The organism is Acrocarpospora sp. B8E8 (assembly GCF_039871605.1).
Classification (GTDB): domain Bacteria; phylum Actinomycetota; class Actinomycetes; order Streptosporangiales; family Streptosporangiaceae; genus Acrocarpospora; species Acrocarpospora macrocephala.
In genome coordinates, this window is the sequence record NZ_JBDPLV010000065.1 from 24,464 (window position 1) to 41,756 (window position 17,293).

At 70.0% G+C, this 17,293-nt stretch carries 16 protein-coding genes; 12 read left to right on the top strand and 4 right to left on the bottom strand.

What is annotated here, in order from left to right:
* Window positions 1-39 precede the first annotated feature (39 nt).
* Complete coding sequence (locus tag ABGB08_RS42205) at window positions 40-870, top strand: FAD binding domain-containing protein (RefSeq protein WP_347602457.1); 831 nt, start codon at window positions 40-42, stop codon at window positions 868-870.
* Window positions 871-963: 93 nt separating this feature from the next.
* Here the strand turns inward: ABGB08_RS42205 and ABGB08_RS42210 are convergent, their stop codons facing one another.
* From ABGB08_RS42210 to ABGB08_RS42220, 3 genes are all read right to left on the bottom strand, one after another.
* A complete protein-coding gene (locus ABGB08_RS42210; protein WP_347602460.1) occupies window positions 964-1,632 on the bottom strand; it encodes a FadR/GntR family transcriptional regulator in 669 nt (222 codons plus the stop codon).
* A gap of 64 nt (window positions 1,633-1,696) precedes the next feature.
* Window positions 1,697-3,238, bottom strand: coding sequence for a sugar ABC transporter ATP-binding protein (locus tag ABGB08_RS42215; protein WP_347602564.1), 1,542 nt, complete (start codon window positions 3,236-3,238; stop codon window positions 1,697-1,699).
* Window positions 3,238-4,170: a sugar ABC transporter substrate-binding protein gene (locus tag ABGB08_RS42220; protein ID WP_347602463.1), complete on the bottom strand. Its 933-nt coding sequence runs from the start codon at window positions 4,168-4,170 to the stop codon at window positions 3,238-3,240. The genes ABGB08_RS42215 and ABGB08_RS42220 overlap by 1 nt, the downstream gene beginning before the upstream one ends.
* A 327-nt stretch (window positions 4,171-4,497) precedes the next feature.
* On the opposite strand from ABGB08_RS42220, the gene ABGB08_RS42225 reads away from it, so the two are divergent.
* The 3 genes from ABGB08_RS42225 (at window position 4,498) to ABGB08_RS42235 (ending at window position 6,465) form a co-directional block, all read left to right on the top strand.
* A complete protein-coding gene (locus ABGB08_RS42225; RefSeq protein ID WP_155356633.1) occupies window positions 4,498-4,761 on the top strand; it encodes a phosphoribosyl-ATP diphosphatase in 264 nt (87 codons plus the stop codon).
* 63 nt (window positions 4,762-4,824) lie between these two features.
* Window positions 4,825-5,670, top strand: coding sequence for an ATP phosphoribosyltransferase (hisG, locus tag ABGB08_RS42230; protein WP_347602470.1), 846 nt, complete (start codon window positions 4,825-4,827; stop codon window positions 5,668-5,670).
* A 66-nt stretch (window positions 5,671-5,736) separates the two neighbouring features.
* Complete coding sequence (locus ABGB08_RS42235) at window positions 5,737-6,465, top strand: carbonic anhydrase (RefSeq protein ID WP_347602473.1); 729 nt, start codon at window positions 5,737-5,739, stop codon at window positions 6,463-6,465.
* Window positions 6,466-6,469: 4 nt separating this feature from the next.
* Here ABGB08_RS42235 and ABGB08_RS42240 read toward each other — a convergent pair whose 3' ends face one another.
* Complete coding sequence (locus ABGB08_RS42240) at window positions 6,470-7,726, bottom strand: EAL domain-containing protein (RefSeq protein WP_347602476.1); 1,257 nt, start codon at window positions 7,724-7,726, stop codon at window positions 6,470-6,472.
* Window positions 7,727-7,993: 267 nt separating this feature from the next.
* Here ABGB08_RS42240 and ABGB08_RS42245 point away from each other — a divergent pair, with 267 nt between their 5' ends.
* The 8 genes from ABGB08_RS42245 (at window position 7,994) to rpiB (ending at window position 17,123) form a co-directional block, all read left to right on the top strand.
* A complete protein-coding gene (locus ABGB08_RS42245; protein WP_347602479.1) occupies window positions 7,994-8,653 on the top strand; it encodes an acVLRF1 family peptidyl-tRNA hydrolase in 660 nt (219 codons plus the stop codon).
* Between the two features lie 312 nt (window positions 8,654-8,965).
* On the top strand, window positions 8,966-9,700 hold the full coding sequence (locus ABGB08_RS42250) for a GntR family transcriptional regulator (protein WP_347602482.1): 735 nt from the start codon (window positions 8,966-8,968) through the stop codon (window positions 9,698-9,700).
* A gap of 46 nt (window positions 9,701-9,746) precedes the next feature.
* Complete coding sequence (locus tag ABGB08_RS42255) at window positions 9,747-11,222, top strand: APC family permease (RefSeq protein WP_347602485.1); 1,476 nt, start codon at window positions 9,747-9,749, stop codon at window positions 11,220-11,222.
* A gap of 54 nt (window positions 11,223-11,276) precedes the next feature.
* A complete protein-coding gene (gene hisC, locus ABGB08_RS42260) occupies window positions 11,277-12,371 on the top strand; it encodes a histidinol-phosphate transaminase (protein ID WP_347602488.1) in 1,095 nt (364 codons plus the stop codon).
* A complete protein-coding gene (locus ABGB08_RS42265; RefSeq protein ID WP_347602491.1) occupies window positions 12,368-13,936 on the top strand; it encodes an FGGY family carbohydrate kinase in 1,569 nt (522 codons plus the stop codon). The genes hisC and ABGB08_RS42265 overlap by 4 nt, the downstream gene beginning before the upstream one ends.
* A gap of 309 nt (window positions 13,937-14,245) precedes the next feature.
* The gene (locus ABGB08_RS42270) at window positions 14,246-14,908 is read left to right on the top strand and encodes an HAD family phosphatase (protein WP_347602494.1); all 663 of its coding nucleotides are present in this window, start codon (window positions 14,246-14,248) and stop codon (window positions 14,906-14,908) included.
* Window positions 14,905-16,677 carry a dihydroxyacetone kinase family protein gene (locus tag ABGB08_RS42275; RefSeq protein ID WP_347602497.1) on the top strand — a complete coding sequence of 591 codons (1,773 nt, stop codon included), beginning with the start codon at window positions 14,905-14,907 and terminating at the stop codon, window positions 16,675-16,677. The genes ABGB08_RS42270 and ABGB08_RS42275 overlap by 4 nt, the downstream gene beginning before the upstream one ends.
* Window positions 16,674-17,123 (top strand): ribose 5-phosphate isomerase B, encoded by a 450-nt coding sequence (rpiB, locus tag ABGB08_RS42280; RefSeq protein WP_347602500.1) that lies wholly within the window; start codon window positions 16,674-16,676, stop codon window positions 17,121-17,123. Before ABGB08_RS42275 ends, rpiB begins: the two co-directional genes overlap by 4 nt.
* The last annotated feature ends 170 nt before the right edge of the window (window positions 17,124-17,293 follow it).

Consider the following 17,293-nt stretch of genomic DNA (forward strand, 5'->3'; position numbering starts at 1 on the left):
TCAGCGAGAAACTGGTCAGTCCAGATGTTGGAGGTCGCCGTGAAGCCCGCGATGATGGAGTACTACGCCCCCACCGGGCTCGACGAAGCCGCGACCCTGCTGGCCGAGGCCGCCGCGGACGGCGGCAAGGTGATCGCCGGAGGCCAGAGCCTGATCCCGATGATGAACTTCCGGTTGGTCCGGCCGCCGGTGCTGATCGACCTGGGCGGGGTGGCGGAACTCACCTCGATGGAGGTGACCGGCTCCCACCTGTCCCTGGGCGCCATGGTGACCACCGCGACCGTCGCCTCCTCCAGCCTGGTACGGCGCGACTGGCCCCTGCTCGCCCACGCGGCGACCTGGGTGGGCCACGACCAGATCCGCAACCGGGGCACCGTCGGAGGAAGCGTGGTCCACGCGGACCCGTCGGCGGAGATGCCCGCCGCCATGCTCCTGGCCGACGCCCGCCTCGAGGTCCGCTCGGCCACCGGTTCTCGCACCGTGGACGCGGCGGACTTCTTCTGGGGATACATGTCCACCGCGCTGGAAGAGGACGAGATCCTGGTACGGCTCTCCCTGGAGATCCCCCCGCCGGGCACGCGCTGGGGTTTCCGCGAGTTCGCGCAGCGGCACGGTGACTTCGCCGAGGCCGGGGCCGCCTGCCTGCTGCCGCCCGGCGGACGCCCGCGCGTTGTCGCGTTCGGCGCGGCGGACCGGCCGTTCCGGGCCGCGGAGACCGAGTCGGCTCTGGCCGCGGACCCGGCGGCCGACGCCGAGACACTCAGGCTAGCCGTCTCACGGGACGCGGAGCAGGCGGGAGTCGCGGACCGGGCCAAGATTCGCCTGCTCGCCGCGATGGTGCTGCGGGCCGCCGCCATGGCCAGGGACTAATGGCCAGGGACTAATGGCCAGGGACTGGCGGTCTGACCAGGACGCTTCAGGCCGGTCACGGGTTCGCGACCGGCCTGGCGTGGGTGGCGTTTCTCAGGCTTTACCTGGGCGGAACTGGTCTTCCACCCGGGCCAGGTGCAGCAGCATGGCCGCCTTCGCCCGCTCCGGATCACGTGCCCGGATGGCCGAGGCGATCGTCCTGTGCTCGACGGCGGACAGCAGCCGGGACTCGGCGCTGGTCGCGGTCACCGCGAGCACCTGATACTCCAGATCGCGGATGCCGCGGATCACGCTGAGCAGCAGGCGGTTGTTCGTGCGGCGCACGATCCACTCATGGAAGGCGATGTCGAGCTCGGGGAAGGTGCGCTGGTCGGAGGCGTCCAGCTCGTCGAGCAACTGGTCGAGCTCGCTGAGATCGTCCTCCGGCAGGTGCATCGCCGCCATCGCCGCGGCCTGCGGTTCGAGAAAGCGCCGCACCTCGAACAGGTCGATCTCCGAGCCGCGAACCAGCCGGAACGCGTAGCTCAGCGGAGCCAGGAGGAACTCCGGGCTCAGATCCGTGACGTAGGTGCCCGCGCCGCGCCGGGACTCGACGATGTTGACGGCCTCCAGGCTCCGCAGCGCCTCGCGGACCAGTGGCCGGGAGACCCCCAGCCGGGTCGCGAGCTCCCGCTCGGCAGGCAGCGCGTCTCCAGGGGAGAGCTCGCCGTTCAGAATCAGGTTGACGACATGCTCTTTCACGTCGTGGAGAGGGCCCGACACGGTCTTCACGCTACCGGAGGCCCGTTGCGGATGTGAGAGGCGAGGAGGGGGCGCCGTCACGGCATCAGACTGCGGGATGCACGGAGGAGGTTGTCGCATGCAGCATGATCTCCTTTTCGTCCGTCCCGCGAGGCAATTCGGCGACCACCGTACCGCGACGGAAGACGAGCACCCGGTCGCTCATGCCGCAGATCTCCTGGCCGTCCGAGCTGACCAGGATCACGGCCACGCCCGTGCGGCCCAGTTCGCGCAGGATCGCATAGATCTCCGCCCGCGCGCCGACGTCCACGCCCGCCGTCGGCTCGATCAGGATGAGCACCTTCGGACGGGTCGCCACCGCCTTCGCGATGACCACCTTCTGCTGGTTGCCGCCGCTGAGCCCGCCCACCGGCGCCGCCGGATCCCTTGGCTGGATGTTGAAGTCGCCGATCGCCTTCAGCGCCGCCCGCCGTACCCGCTGGCGCCGCAGCACCGTGCCGGCGCCGCGGATCGAATCCCGCACGGCCGGGCAGGCCGCGATCGTCAGCGCGAGGTTGCGCTCGATGCTCATCCCGGCCACCAGGGCGTGCGATCGGTCCTCCGGGACGAGGCTGATCCCTTCGCGCATCGCCTGCGCGGGGGAGGAGGCACGGATCTGCCTGCCCTCGACGATCATCCGGCCGCGGGCGAGTGGACGCACACCGGCCAGGGTCTCCGCGGCCTCCACCATCCCGGCGCCGACCAGGCCGGTGAGGCCCAGGACCTCGCCGGCCCGGACCTCCAGCGAGAGCGGAGGCGCGGTGCCGACCACGGCGTCCGAGAGCGTGAGCACCGGCGCCTCGCCGGAGGGCTCCGCCGTCGGCGGGTACATCGCCTGGACCGGCCGGTCCAGCATCGCGGCGATCATGGAGCCCACGTCCAGGTTCGCCGTGCCGAGCCGTTCCACGACCGCGCCGTTGCGTAGCACCGTGGCCCGGTCGCACAGCGTGGTGATCTCGTCCAGGCGGTGGCTGACGTAGACCAGCCCCACGCCGCGCTCGCGCATGTCCCGCAGGCGGTCGAACAGGGCGTCACGGTCGGCCGCGGTCAGCGAGGCCGTGGGTTCGTCGAGAATCAGCACCTTGGCGTCGGTGGCCAGCGCGCGGGCGATCTGCACCAGCTGGGCTTCGGGCACCGACAGCGCGGAGATCGGCGTCGTCACGTCGAAGTCCAGCCCCATCAGCGCCAGCGTCTCCGCCACGATGGGCCTGGCGCCGCGCCGGTCGAGCATCCCCCACCGCGTCGTGCGCTGCGCCGCCCGGGACTTGCCCAGCAGGAAGTTCTCCAGGATGCTCAGCCCGTCCACCAGCGGCAGGTGCTGGTGGATGGCGTAGATGCCGAGCTTCTCCGCGTGCAGCGGATTGCGCAGGACCGTCTGCTCACCGTTGACTTCCAGACGCCCCCCGTCGGGGTCGGGGGAATGCACGCCGGTCAGCACCTTGATGAGGGTCGACTTGCCGGCTCCGTTCTCCCCGACCAGGGCGTGGATCTCACCCGGCTCGAGGGTGAAGCTCACCCTGTCCAGCGCCCTGACACTGGAGTACGTCTTGCTGACCTCGACGGCGTTGAGGAGTGTCGCCGCTGTCATCAGCACGTGCCCGAGATGGCCTTGGTGACGCGCGCCCGGAGCAGGTCGTCCACCTCGAACGGCTTGCCGTTCACCGTCACGCTCGTCGCGCCCTGCTCGATCTCCTTGAGGTGCGCGGTCGTCAGCAGCGTGATGGGCGGCTCGATCTTGGCGGGAACCTTCTCGCCCTTGATGGTGGCCAGGGACGCGTCGATGAACTCGGCCCCGATCAGGTCCAGGAACAGGACCCCGTCGGCGGCGAAGGTTCCCTGGTAGGTCGCCTGCAGGCCGATGCACGTGCCGTTGTAGCCGATGAGGGTCACCTTGTCCTCCAGCTTGCGGGCACGCAGGGCGGACAGCGCTCCGAACGCCATCTCGTCGTTGTCGGCGAAGATGGCGTCGATGTCGGAGTTGGCGGTGAGCAGGTCCGTCGTCACCCGCAGGGCCTTGTCCCGTGCCCAGTCGGCGGGCTGGCGGGCGACCACCTTGGCGTCCGGCGCGGTCTCGGCCAGGCCCTGCTCGAAACCGTTCGCCCGCTCGATCCCCGGCGTATCTGCCGGGGCTCCCTCCAGCACGAGAACGCGGCCGGATCCGCCGAGCTGCTCGCCGAGCCACCGGCCGGCGACCTTCCCGCCCTCGGTCTCGTTTCCGATGAGCGAGGAGACGACCAGGCCGTTGCCGTCGGTGCCGGGTACCTCCGACTGGAGGATGAAGACCGGGATGTTCGCCTGCTTGGCCTGCTGAAGCATCGGCATGATCTGCTGCTTGTCCCACGGCTCGATGCCGAGGGCGTCGACCTTACGCGAGATCATGGTCTGCACTTTGCTGATCATGTCCTGCATGTTGGCGCTGTCCTGGGCCAGCAACTCCACATCGGCGTGCTTACCGGCCTGCGCGATGGCGGCATCGGCCATGTCCTTGATCGCGGGGTTGTCCCACGCTTGCGTCACCATACCGATAGTGGTCTTACCAGTTCCGGTTGATGTCTCTTCTGTGGCGCAGGCGGTGGGGAGGATGAAGAGGACGCCTGCCGCGACGATTGTCCAACGACGCATGATCTATCTCCAGTGACCAGGGAGGGGAGTCGCTAGTTGGCGGTTGGTGGTGCGGTTGAGCGTGCCACCGGGGCGTAGCCCTGTCAAGATTTGGCCTGACCAATTTTCTGGAGTGATGTGCTGTCGTGCGCCGACATGGGGTCTCGGAGCGTGGACGGTCACACGGAATCGGGAAAGTGGCAGCTAGGGTTGACCTGGCAGATTCCGTGAGTGTGAGAGTGGATCATGACGACCTTCGATGAGCTGTACTCCTTGTTGTCCGAGCGGGCGCGTACCAGGCCGGAAGGGTCGGGGACGGTGGCGGCGCTGGACGCTGGGGTGCATGCCATCGGGAAGAAGATCGTGGAAGAGGCCGCCGAGGTGTGGATGGCGGCGGAGTACGAGTCGGCGGATCGGGCTGCTGAGGAGATCTCGCAGCTGCTGTATCACCTGCAGGTGCTGATGGTGGCGCGGGGAATCGGGTTGGACCAGGTGTACAAGCATCTGTAGGACTCCGCGTGAGTCCGGCAACCCAGGTAAACCAGGTGAAGATCCGATGCCGAGGGGCAAATCATGTTGCGTCTAGCCGTACCGAACAAGGGTGCTCTTACCGAGGCCGCCCAGACCATTCTCAAAGAGGCCGGATACCGGCCGCGGAAGGACAGCAAGGAGCTGGTGGTCGTCGACCCCGAGAACTCCACTGAGCTGTTCTTCCTGCGCCCGCGGGATATCGCCGTGTATGTGGGGGAGGGCACCCTCGACGCCGGGATCACCGGGCGGGACATGCTGTTCGACTCGGGGGCTCCGGCGGAGGAGGTCGTGCCGCTCGGGTTCGGGCGGTCGACGTTCCGGTTCGCGTCGACGCCGGGGGCGTACACCGGTGTCGAGGATCTGATGGGGAAGCGGATCGCCACGTCGTACGCGGGACTGCTCAGCAAGTATCTCGCCGACCAGGGCGTGGACGCGCGGGTGATCAAGCTCGACGGAGCGGTGGAGACGGCGCTGCGGCTGGGAGTCGCCGACGCTGTCGCCGATGTCGTGGAGACCGGGACGACGCTGAGGAATGTCGGGCTTGAGGTGTTCGGGGAGCCGATCGCCACGTCCGAGGCGGTGCTGATCAAGCAGGTGGGGGCGGCGGACAATCCCGGATTCCAGCAGTTCGTGCGGCGGTTGCAGGGCGTTCTGGTCGCGCGGGACTACGTGATGATGGATTACGACATCCGCGCGGAGCGGATCGATGAGGCGATCGACATCACGCCGGGGATGGAAGGGCCCACGGTTTCGCCGCTGCACCGCGAGGGCTGGGTGGCGGTGCGGGCCATGGTGCCGCGTAAGGGCCACCAGTCGATCATGGATCAGCTCTGGGATCTGGGCGCGAAGGCCATCCTCGTGACCGATATCTACGCCTGTCGCTTGTAGTTCGCGAAGCGGCGGACAACGCGGGTTCGCGCGCGGACAATTGTCACTGTGAGTAGTGGCGCGCGTGTGAAGCGTAGGCGGGTCCTGTACGGCGGAGCGGTGCTCGCGGGAGGGCTCCTGGCGGGCGCCGGGTTCGTCGGCGGAGTGGCGGTCGGGTCGAGCGATCGGCCCGAACTGCTGCCGGAGCGGGCGCCGCGCACCCCGGAGGAGGCCTGGCGGCTGCTGATGGCCGGGAACGAGCGGTGGGCGTCGGGGCGGTCGATTCACCCGAATCAGGATGTGGCGCGGCGGCTGGAGGTGGCGGGCGGGCAGGCGCCGTACGCGGTGGTGGTGTCGTGCATCGACTCGCGGGTGCCGCCGGAGATGGTGTTCGACGCGGGCGTGGGGGACGTGCTGGCCGTGCGTACGGCCGCGCACACGGTGGATCCGCTGGTCACGGCGGCCATCGAGTACGGGCCTGAGGATCTTCGGGCGTCGCTGGTGGTGGTGCTCGGGCATCAGCGGTGCGGGGCGGTGACGGCGGCGGCGCAGGCGCTCAGCAAGGGGGATCGGCTGCCGGGCGGCATGCAGCACATCGTGACGGCGCTGCGGCCCGCGTATGCGCGGATGACCGGGCGGGGGCGGGTGATCGTCGATCCGCTGCTGGTGGAGAGCATGGTGCGGGACCACACGGTGAACGTGACCCGGCAGCTCGCGCGTGATCCGCTGCTCGCGCCGAGGATTCGCGGTGGTGGGTTGCGGGTGGTGGGGGCGTACTACTCGCTGGAGACCGGGCGGATTTCACGGCTCCTCTGAGCGGTCAGACTTTCGCCGGCTGGTTGGCGACGTGGCGGATGAGGTCGCTGACGTGGACGATGCCCAGGCAGCGGCCCACCTCGTCGACCACCACCAGGTCATCGTAGACGCGTTCGGATTCCCGGCCCGCGAGTTGCATGGCGGCGATGGCGGGCGTGGTCTTGGGGACCAGGCGGGCGGTGTCGGCCACGCGGTGGGCGGGCTTCTTGGCGTGCAGGGCGTGGCCGTACGCGCCTGCCATGAAGAGCAGGAATCGGCTGCGGTCGATCATGCTCTGCGGGCGCTGGTACTCGTCCACCAGGATGACGCTGGTGATGGACGATTCCGAGCCGAAGGCGTTGACGACGTCTTCGGCGCTCGCGTTCTGGGAGACGGTCATCGCGGGGAGGAGGAACTCCTGGACGCGGGGGCCGAGGAGGGCCGCCATCGGGGTGGCCTCGGGGATCGGGACGGGGACGTGGACGCGGCCGTGGGAGGGCTTCCAGTCGTGGGGGGCCAGGAGGGGGCCCTGGGCGAGGCGGATGCCCCAGCTCCGGATGGCGCCCAGCTGGGATTCGTCGCGGATGCCGGGAGCCAGGACGTGGGCGCCGATGCCGCGGGCCATCGTGACCAGGGATTCGGCGAGGGCGCCCCGGCGGGCGTCGCGGGGGATGCGGTCGACCAGCTGGGTGCCGATCATGATGACGTAGGGGGAGGTGTCGGCCAGCACGTCGAGGGGGAGCTGGCTGACTCCCAGGCCGCCGAAGGCGATCAGGTAGCCGGCGGCGCGCAGGCCGTCGATGCCCGCGAGCAGGTGGGGGCGGTCTTCGGTGTGGATGTCGCCCTCGAGGACCAGAATGACCTCGCGGGGGCGGCGGCCGCCGGCGCGCATGGCCTCGTTCAGGGGGGCGAGTCCGGCGGATCCCGCGATGACGGCCGCGGCCGGGATGGACAGGACGAGCGGCAGCCGGGCCTCCTCGGTGGAGGCGGCGTGTACGGCGTTCACGGTGGCCGTGAGGTCGGTCGCGTGCGCGCCGTAACGGCCTTCGGTGGTGACCTGGACCGCGATCACGCCGCCGGTGTCGAGGTCGACGACGGGGGTGAAGACGGCGGCGGGGCCGCTGGTGCTGGCCTGGGGGTCGTCGTGGCCCGGCATTCCGGTGGCCGGGGCGGCGTTCCAGGCGGGGATGTACCCCGACACGGTGAACGGCCCGGAGGGCGAGTGTTCCGCGGACGGCGGAGAGGTCGCGACCGGCGCCGAGAGGGGAATGGGAACCGACACCCTTGAATTCTGGTCTCCTCGCAGGTACGGCAGCTGCCGTGTGAAATGAAGTTCACCGACATTTCCCCGTTTGTTGCGGTGAATACCAGCCCGTCCACCCTTGTCCCCCGGGCTTTGCTTCCAGGGCTTCGCCCCGGCCCCCGATCTGGCGACTTTGCGGTGGATCCTCCCACCCGCTCACCCTCGTTTCCGGGGCTTCGCCCCTGCCCCCATTCGCTCCCGCCCATGTGGGCGCTTCGCGTTGCGTAATGGCTAGGCTGGCTTCTCATGACGGCAAGGCCCGCCGCGGGCGGGGGGAGATGGGTCTCGGTCGGGCCGGAACGTGTCGGCCGGTGGATCCGGGGCTTCGCTGACCGTCATGGTGAACCCTCCGTCAAGGATTCGCCCGGCCTTGTCACGTTGAGCGCGCCGGACGGTTCGGTGGCCGAGTGTCACGTTCCGTTCCCGCCCCTGGCTCACGACGGCGACGCCATCGCCGGCCTGATCGCTCACGCGAACAGCTCCAAACGCGTCGGCGTGCTCCTCGTACGTCTCGGCGGCTACGCGGCAGGCGTCTTCGACGGCGATCGCCTGGTGACCTCGAAGGTGGGCGCGCGCCTGGTCCACGGGCGCAGCGCGGCGGGCGGCTGGTCGCAGCACAGATTCGCCCGGCGGCGGGAGAAGCAGTCCACGGAGGCGCTGCAAGCCGCTGCCGATGTCGCCGCGCGGGTGCTGCTCCCGCACATCGACAGCCTGGACGCTCTCATCGTCGGCGGCGACAAACGAGCCATCGACGAACTTCGCGAAGATCGCCGCCTCACGGCGTTGTTCGCCCTGGAACGTGAACCCTTCCTCACGGTCCCCGACCCCAAGCTCGCCGTCCTGACCGAGACCCCGTCTCTGTTCCGCGCGGTTCGAATAAGAATCACCGATGCGCCCCCAGCCTGAACGGACGGCTGATTGGTTCAAGCGCGCCCGTCACAGCGGCCGCCCGGCTTCCCGCGCCAACCTCGCTTCGTCGAGGCGCCAGCCCGGGCGGGCCGTTTTGTGTCACAGCGGCCAGTAACGGCGCATCGCGAAAGCGCAGCACCCGCACTCAACGCTGACCAGGCCATCCCAGGCAATCACGCCGTTATCAAAGCGCTACACCCCAAAACCCCGCCACCCTTGACCCATCCCCAGTTGTCTGACATCTTACAACACATGCCGAATGGCCCATCCTTCATCCCACCTGGACAGCGACTGCCTCTCTCCGAAGAGGTGCGGAGTCTGCTTGTGGCGCAGATAGCCGACGGTCGGCTGCAGCCAGGTCAGCGTCTTCCGTCCGAGCCCGCGCTGGCGAAGCAGTACGGAATCAGCCGTCCCACGCTGCGGGAGATCCTCAGCGGCCTGGAGGCGGACGGGCTGGTGCGCAGGGTGCACGGAGTCGGAACCTTCGTGGCCCAGAAGCAGCCTCGGGTGCAGACCTCGCTCGACCTCGACATCGGTGTCACCGAAGCCGTTCTCGCCGCGAACGCGACGCTGGGCGTGGAGGTGGTCAGCGCGCATGAGGAGGCCGCGTCGAGCTGGATGGCCGCGGCGCTGGACCTCAAGACCGACGACCGGGTCTTCTCGGTTGAGCGGATCATCCGCGTGGACGGCGTTCCCGCGGCCCACGGCCTGGATGTCATGCCGCTGGAGATCCTGGAGCGTTCGGGATCCCCGGTGTACGACGGCGGGTCGATCTATCGCTTCCTGGAACGCGACTGCAAGATCCATCTGCTCGGCGGCGTCGCGGAGGTGTCGGCCACGCTGGCCAACACCCGGATGGCCGCCGCGCTGGGATGCCGTCGCAACAGCCCGGTCCTGCGTCTCGACCAGACCGAGAAGTCGGCGGACGGGCACCCTGTGCTGGCCTCGCGCGAGCACTACGTCCCGGGCGTGTTCCACCTGACCGTACGGCGACTGCGCCACGGCAGAGCGGACCTGTTCGAGGGGGACGACAGCACCACCTAGCCGGGCTCCCCTCACCCGGCCTGCACATCCGAGAAAGGGTGATTTCGTGATTCCAAAAAGCGACGATCGGGGGATCCAGGATGGTTTGACGGACGACGAGGAACTCCGGTCCTTCGGCTACGAACCGCAGCTGGACCGAACCATGGGCCTCATGAGTTCGCTCTCCATCTCGATCTCCTGCATGTGCATCACCGCGGGAATCTTCACCACCTACGCCTACTCCCTGGGCATGATCGGGCCCGTCTTCGTCTGGACCTTCCTGGTGGTCGCCGTCGGCCAGGTCCTGGTCGCGCTGGTGCTGGCCGAACTCGCCGGGCGCATGCCGATCAGCGGCTACGCCTTCCAGTGGACCAGCCGCCTGATCAACTCCCACTACGGCTGGTTCGTCGGCTGGGCCGGTCTGATGGCCTTCATCCCGGGTTTCACCGGCCTGAACTTCGGTCTCGCGCCGATCCTGCAGGAGCGTCTCGGGCTGACGATCACGCCCACCTCGACGCTGGTCGTCGTCATCGTGGTCACCCTCACCCAGCTCATCATCAACCTGATCGGCGTGAAGCTCGCCGCCAAGATCAATAACGCGGCCGCGTTCGTCGCCGAGCTCGGCCTGTCCATCGTCCTGACGATCATCCTGCTCGTGGTGGGTTTCGTCACCAACCCCGTACAGGACTTAGGTTTCCTGACCACCTCCTCCGTGGACGGGCCCGGGTTCACCGGCGCCCTGCTGATGTCGTCGCTGCTGGCGATCTGGGTGCTGACCGGCTTCGAGGGCGCGGCCGACCTGGCCGAAGAGACCAAGATGGCCAAGAAGCAGGTGCCGCGGGCGGTGGTCACGGCGCTGGTCGTGTCGCTGACGATCGGGTTCTTCATGCTCGTGGCGCTGACCATGAACATCGGGAACCTGGCCGAGACGACCTCCGCGGAAGTCCCGATCACGCACATCCTGCGCGGCGCGCTCGGCACCGCCGGGTCCGCGGTGTTCGAGATCGTGGCGATGATCGCCCTGTACGCGGGCGGCCTGGCCAACATGGCGGCGGCCTCCCGGCTGATGTTCTCCATGTCCAGGGACCGGATGCTGCCGGGCTCGGCCAGGCTCTCCCAGGTGTCCCGCCGCCGGTCCCCGGCCTGGGCGCTGTCGGTGATCGCCCTGATGAGCGTCGCGCTCATCACGGTCGGCACCTACCTGGCCAAGGAGACGGTGGGCCTGATCGTGGGCATGGCCTCGGTCGGCTACTACGCGGTCTACGCCCTCACCATCGGCGCGGTCCTCTACGCGTCGGCCACGAAACGGCTGTCGAAGACGTCCTCGTTCAACCTCGGGATCTGGGCCACCCCCGTCCGCTGGGTGGCGTTCCTGTGGTCGCTGTTCGTGGTCGGCGAATTGGTGATCCCTGAGGCCAACCGGCAGACCGCGCTGATGGCCGGGATCTTCTTCCTCATCGCCGCCGTCTGGTACGTCACCGTCCTGCGCGCCCGGCTCACCCGAGGCCAGGCGGGCATTCCCCGCGCGGACGCCCCGCACTGAACCACCTGGGGCGGCGGCCTGCCCGCCGCCGCCCCGCATCGAAAGGTTAGACCTGTGACCCGCTCCATCCAGAGCTTCGTCCGGCCGGGCTTCGCCGAGGCGGCGCCGTACAACGCGACCCACCACGACTTCGCCTGGCGGCGGCGCGAGCTCGCGCGGATGATGTCCAACGAATGCCCGATCCCGCCGTCGCCCGCCGTGCTGCGCGCCGTCTCCGAGGCGATGGCCGTCGGGCACCTGTATCCGTACTCGGGGCAGGACCTGCGGGCCGCCGTGGCCGCCCACTGCGGGGTGCCGGTCGAGTCGGTGGTGCTGGGCAACGGCTCCACCGAGATCCTCGACGTGCTGACCCGGGTGCTGACCGGCCCGGGCGACGAGACCATCATCCCGACCCCCACGTACGCGTTCTTCGAGACGCAGTCCCGGCTTTGCGGGAGCACGCCGGTGTTCGTCCCGCTGACCGAGTCCTGGGAGCTGGACGTGGACGCGGTGCTGCGGGCGATCACCCCGCGCACGAAGATCATTTTCCTGTGCAGCCCGAACAACCCGACCGGCAGGGGCTGGACCGTCGAGCAGGTGGAGCGCCTCGCGGAGACCGAGATCCCGGTCATCATCGACCAGGCGTACCTGGAATGCGGCTACGGCCAGTCCTTCGCCCACCTTGTCGCGAAATATCCGAACCTGGTGACGACCCGGACGATGTCCAAGGGCTTCGGCCTCGCCGCGCTCCGGGTCGGGTACGCGATCGCGGACCCCTGGCTGGCGGACGTCGTCGACCGGGTACGGATCCCGTTCAGCATCAGCCTGATGGCCATCTGGGGATGCCTGGCGGCGTTCGGCGAGCCGGCGGAGCTGGAACGGCGGCGCCGCCACATCAGCGGCGAGGCCGACCGGCTCTACAAGGGCCTGCAGGAGATGGACGGCGTCGTCGCCTACCCGTCTGAGGGGAACTTCGTGCTCGCCGACATTTCCGGCACCGGACAGGAAGTTCAGCCGGTCGTCGACGCCGTCCTAGCCCAGAACATCCTCATCCGGGCGATGAGCGCGCACCGGCTGCGGGGTTCGCATATCCGGGTCACGGTCGGCACCGAGGAGCAGAACGACCGCTTCCTGGGCATCCTCCCCGACATCCTCGGCAGCGGCTCATGAGGATCCTGGCGTTCGACGTGGGCACCAGCGGTGTCAAGGGCGTCGTCACCGACGCCGAGGGCCGCCTGCTGGACAGCGCCTTCCGGTCGTACGGCCTGCGGGCCAAGGAGAGCGGCTGGGTCGACCAGGACCTGGAGGAGATCCTGGCGGCCACCCTGGAGGTGGGCCAGGTGCTGGCTGCCGGGAACCCCGGCATCGGCGGAGTCAGCGTGACCGCGCAGATGTTCAACGTGGTCCCGGTGGACGCGGCGGGCCGTCCCCTGCTGCCGATGCTCAGCTGGCTGGACCAGCGGTCGGCGGGGGAGGCGGTCGCGCTGGCGGAACGTATGGGGCCGGGGGAGCAGTTCGAGCGGCTCGGTTCGGTGGTGTCGGCCAAGGACGTCCTGCCCAAGATCCTCTGGTTGCGAGACCGTGAGCCGGAGGTGTTCGCGCGGGCCTTCAAGCTGCTGGACTGCAAGGAAGCCGTGGTCATGTGGCTGACCGGCAAGGCGGTGATCGACCACGCGGGGGCGTCGGCCTACCGGCTCTACGACCCCGGCCGGCGTGGCTGGAACTGGCTAGCCTGCCAGGAACTGGGCATTCCCCTCCAGTTGCTGCCCGAAGTGAAGGCGGCGACCGACGTCGCCGGGCCGATCCGGGATTCACTCGCCCGCGAGCTGGGGCTCGCGCCGGGGACTCCGGTGGTGGTCGGCGCGGGCGACGTCCCGGCCAGCCAAGCGGGTTCCGGCGCGGTCGGTCCCGGCGACGTGCACGTCAGCTTGGGCACCGCCATCTACTTCGGGGTGACCATGGCACAGCCGGGACGCGACCCGGCCGGGCAACTGGGCGCGATCGGGCACATGGATCCCGACCGCTGGATCCTCTGGCTGGAGATCGCCACCGGCGGCGCGGCACTGGCCTGGATCGGCCGCACACTCGGCCTGGACGCGGCGGACGCGGCGGACACGGCGGACGCGGCGGGCTCGGCGGGCTCGGCGGGCTTGGCGGGCTCGGATAGCGACGGGCGGGACAACGGCCGCATCGACTACGCCAGGGTCGACCGTCTGGTGTCCGGCTGTGCCGGCCAGATGGACGATCTACTCTTCGCGCCCTGGCTGAGCGGCGAGCGCGTCCCGGTCTTCGACGACCGCGCGCGTGCCGCCTTCATCGGCCTGGGCCTCAACCACGGCCCAGCCCACCTGCTCCGCGCCGTCATGGAGGGAGTCGCCTTCCAGATGCGCTGGGCATTGGAGTACGGCCAGTCCTTCGGCCAGCCCATCGGCTCCATCCGCGCGGTTGGGGGCGGCACCATCGGCACCCAGTGGCTCCAGATCATCGCCGACGTCCTCGGCCGCCCCCTGCACACCGTCGAGAACCCCCAGGACGCGGGCGCGATCGGCGCCGCCGCATGCGCCCTGGTCGGCCTCGGCCACTGGCCCGGTTTCGAATCACTGAAGGACCGGGTGGCCATCGAGCGCACGTACCAGCCGGACCGGACCCGAATGACCGGCTACACCGATCGTTACGCACAATTCCGCCGCTTGTATGAGGCACTCCGCCCCGTCTACCGGCGGGAGGCGCGATGACCGGCACGGAGGTCGCGATGACCCGGCACGAAGGCCCGATGAGTAGGCACGGGGAGTCGTGATGGCCCGGCACGGGGGCCGTGATGGCCCGGCACGGGGGCCGTGATGGCCCGGCACGGGGGTCGTGATGGCCCGGCACGGGGGTCGTGATGGCCCGGCACGGGGGTCGCGATGAGTAGGCACGGGGAGTCGCGATGGGCTGGCACCGGGGGTCGCGATGAGTAGGCACAGGAGGCGGCTGTGACCAGGTATGGGGGTTGCGATGAGCAGGCAGACGGAGGCGGCTGTGAGCAGGCACGGGGAGGTGCGATGAGTGGACGGGGGGTGATCTTCGATTTGGATGGCGTGCTGGTCATGTCCGAGTTCCTGTGGGAGGAGGGCTGGACCTCTTTCGCGGCCGGGCACGGGTATGCCTGGACGCCGGACGACACCCGCGCCTGCCAGGGCATGAGTGTCCAGGAGTGGGGTGCCTACCTGGCGGGACGTGCGGGCGCCGAGCCGCGGTACGCGGCCGACAGTGTGGTCGCGTATGTCGCGGGCGCCTACGACTCGGGCCGGGTGAGTCTGCTGCCCGGCGCCGAGAAGATGGTCGCCGAGGTCGCTCGCCGGGTGCCGATCGCGCTTGCCTCCTCCGCGCCGCGCACGATCATCGACACGGTCATGGGCACCATGGGCCTGGGGCGCTACTTCCGCGTCACCGTCTCCAGCGCTGAGGTCGGCGCGGGCAAACCCGCCCCGGACGTGTATGCGGAGGCCGCTCGCAAGCTCGGCATCGACCCAAGGGCCAGTTTCGCGGTTGAGGACTCAAGCAACGGGGTTCGCTCCGCCGCCGCGGCCGGGCTCACCGTGCTGGCCATCGAACACGAGCGATACCCACTGGCCGAGGACGCCGTCGCGCTCGCCGTCGCTGTCTGTCACTCCCTCGACCAGGTCCTGGACCAGCTCACCGCACTGCTGGAGGTCGATCCATGACACACGTCTACAACGCCGAAACGGGCTTCAAGGACGAGTTCCTCGACGGCCTGACCGCCGCCTACGGTCGCTACCTGCGGCGAGTCCCGTCCGCTTCCGGCGTCATGTCGGTCTCCGCCCCCGCCAGGGGACGGGCGTCGGTGCTCATCGGCGGCGGATCCGGCCACTATCCCGCGTTCGCCGGGCTCGTCGGGCCGGGCCTGTGCGACGGCGCGGTCGTCGGCGACGTGTTCACCAGCCCGTCGGCCGAGCACGTCTACCGCTGCGTCAAGGCGCTGGACGGCGGCGCGGGGGTGCTGCTGTCCTTCGGCAACTACTCCGGCGACGTCATGCACTTCGGCGCGGCCGCGGAACGTGCCAGGCGGGAGGGCGTGGACGCCCGGATCGTCCTGGTCACCGATGACGTGGCCAGCGCGCCGGGCGAGCGGCGGGACCGGCGCCGCGGCATCGCCGGAGGCTTCTTCGTGTTCCGCGCGGCCGCCGCGGCCGCGTACGCGGGCCTGCCCATGGACGATCTGGAGGCCCTGGCGCGCCGGGTCAACGCGGCGACCTTCACCTTCGGGGTGGCCTTCGGCGGGTGCACGTTCCCGGGCCGGTCCGCGCCGCTGTTCACCGTCAAACCCGGGCAGATGGAGCTGGGCCTCGGCATCCACGGCGAGCCCGGCATCGAGACCGCCGACTGGGTTCCGGCGGCGCGCCTGGCCGAACTGCTGGTGGCCCCGCTGCTCCGGGAACGCCCTCCCAGCGCACGCCGCGCCCTCGTCCTGCTGAACGGGCTCGGCAACACCAAATACGAGGAGCTGTTCGTCCTTTATCGCGATATCGACGCCATCCTCGCCCGGGAAGGCGTCGAGGCGGTCCGGCCCGAAGTCGGCGAATATGTGACATCTCTTGACATGGCGGGCTGCTCGCTCACGCTGTGCTGGCTGGACCCAGAGATCGAGCCCTACCTGGACACCCCGGCCGCCGCCCCCGGCTACCGGACCGGCCTGGCCGTCACCGCCGACCTCCCCGCCCCCGTAGCCGCCAGCCTGGTCGCGCCCGTTCAGTCGATGCCCGCGTCCGTTCAGGCGGTGGCCGCGTCCGTCGTGGCGGTGGCCGCGCCGGTCGCGGAGGCGCGAGCCGATCTTCCCCGTACGGGCTGCGCCGACGTGGTCGCCGCCATGATCACCGAGATGGCCGAGGTGATCGAGGCCATCGAACCCGAACTCGGCCGCCTGGACGCGGTCGCCGGGGACGGCGATCATGGCGCTGGGATGGTCCGCGGCTTCCGCGCCGCCGTGGCCGCCACCACGGCCGCGGGACCCCACGGCTCCGACGTGCTCACCGCCGCCGGAGCCGCCTTCAGCGAGGCCGCGGGCGGGGCCAGCGGCGCGCTGTGGGGCGCGGGACTCGCCGCGGCCGGGGCGGAACTCGCCACGACTCCCTCGGTCGCCGAGGTCCACACCGCCCTGGCCGCGGCGCTGGCCGCGATCACCGGTCTCGGCGGCGCGCGGGTCGGCGACAAGACGATGGTGGACGCGCTGGCCCCCTTCGTGGCGACCTTCGGCGCCTCCCGCGAGACCTTCCTGCCCAAGGTCTGGCGGGAGGCCGCCACCGTGGCCGCCAAGGCCGCCGCCGACACCGCCGACCTGGCGGGCCGCAAGGGCCGCGCCGCCGTGCACGGCGCCCGCGGCCTGGGCACGCCCGACCCGGGCGCGGTCTCCCTGGCGGCCGCCCTCAGCGCCGCCGGACGGATCCTGGAACGGCTCCTGAAGGAGGACAAGTGAAGATCGCCCTGGGCGCCGACCACCTCGGCTTCCCGCTGAAGGAGACCGTCAAGGCCCACCTGACCGCCCTCGACCACGAGGTGGTGGACTTCGGCGTGCCCGACGCCCGGGAGGCCGACTACCCCGACATCGCCGTCGTGGTCGCCCGCGCGGTGGCCGCCGGCGCGTTCGACCGCGCGGTCCTGGTCTGCGGCACGGGCATCGGCATGGCCATCACCGCCAACAAGGTCCCGGGCGTGCGCGCGGCCTCGGTCAGCGACCCGTACTCGGCCGAGCGCGCCCGCAAGTCCAACGACGCGCAGGTCCTCTGCCTCGGGGCCCGCGTGGTCGGCCCTGAGGTGGCCGTGCTGCTCGTGGACCACTGGCTGGCCTCGGAGTTCCAGGCGGGCGGCTCGGCCCGCAAGGTCGCCAAGATGAACGCCCTGGACGCAGAACGCGCCTCCTGACCCCCAACGTGAGCCTCCGACCTGACCCTTCGACCTGAACCTCCGGCCTGAGCTTCCGAACCGACTCGCCGAACGACCCTTGGAAACCGAGCGCTCGCGCCGGGCCCCACCCCTGGCGCGGGCGGTAAACGAGGTGGCCGGGCTTCCGGGTGGTCTTACAATTGCTGGCA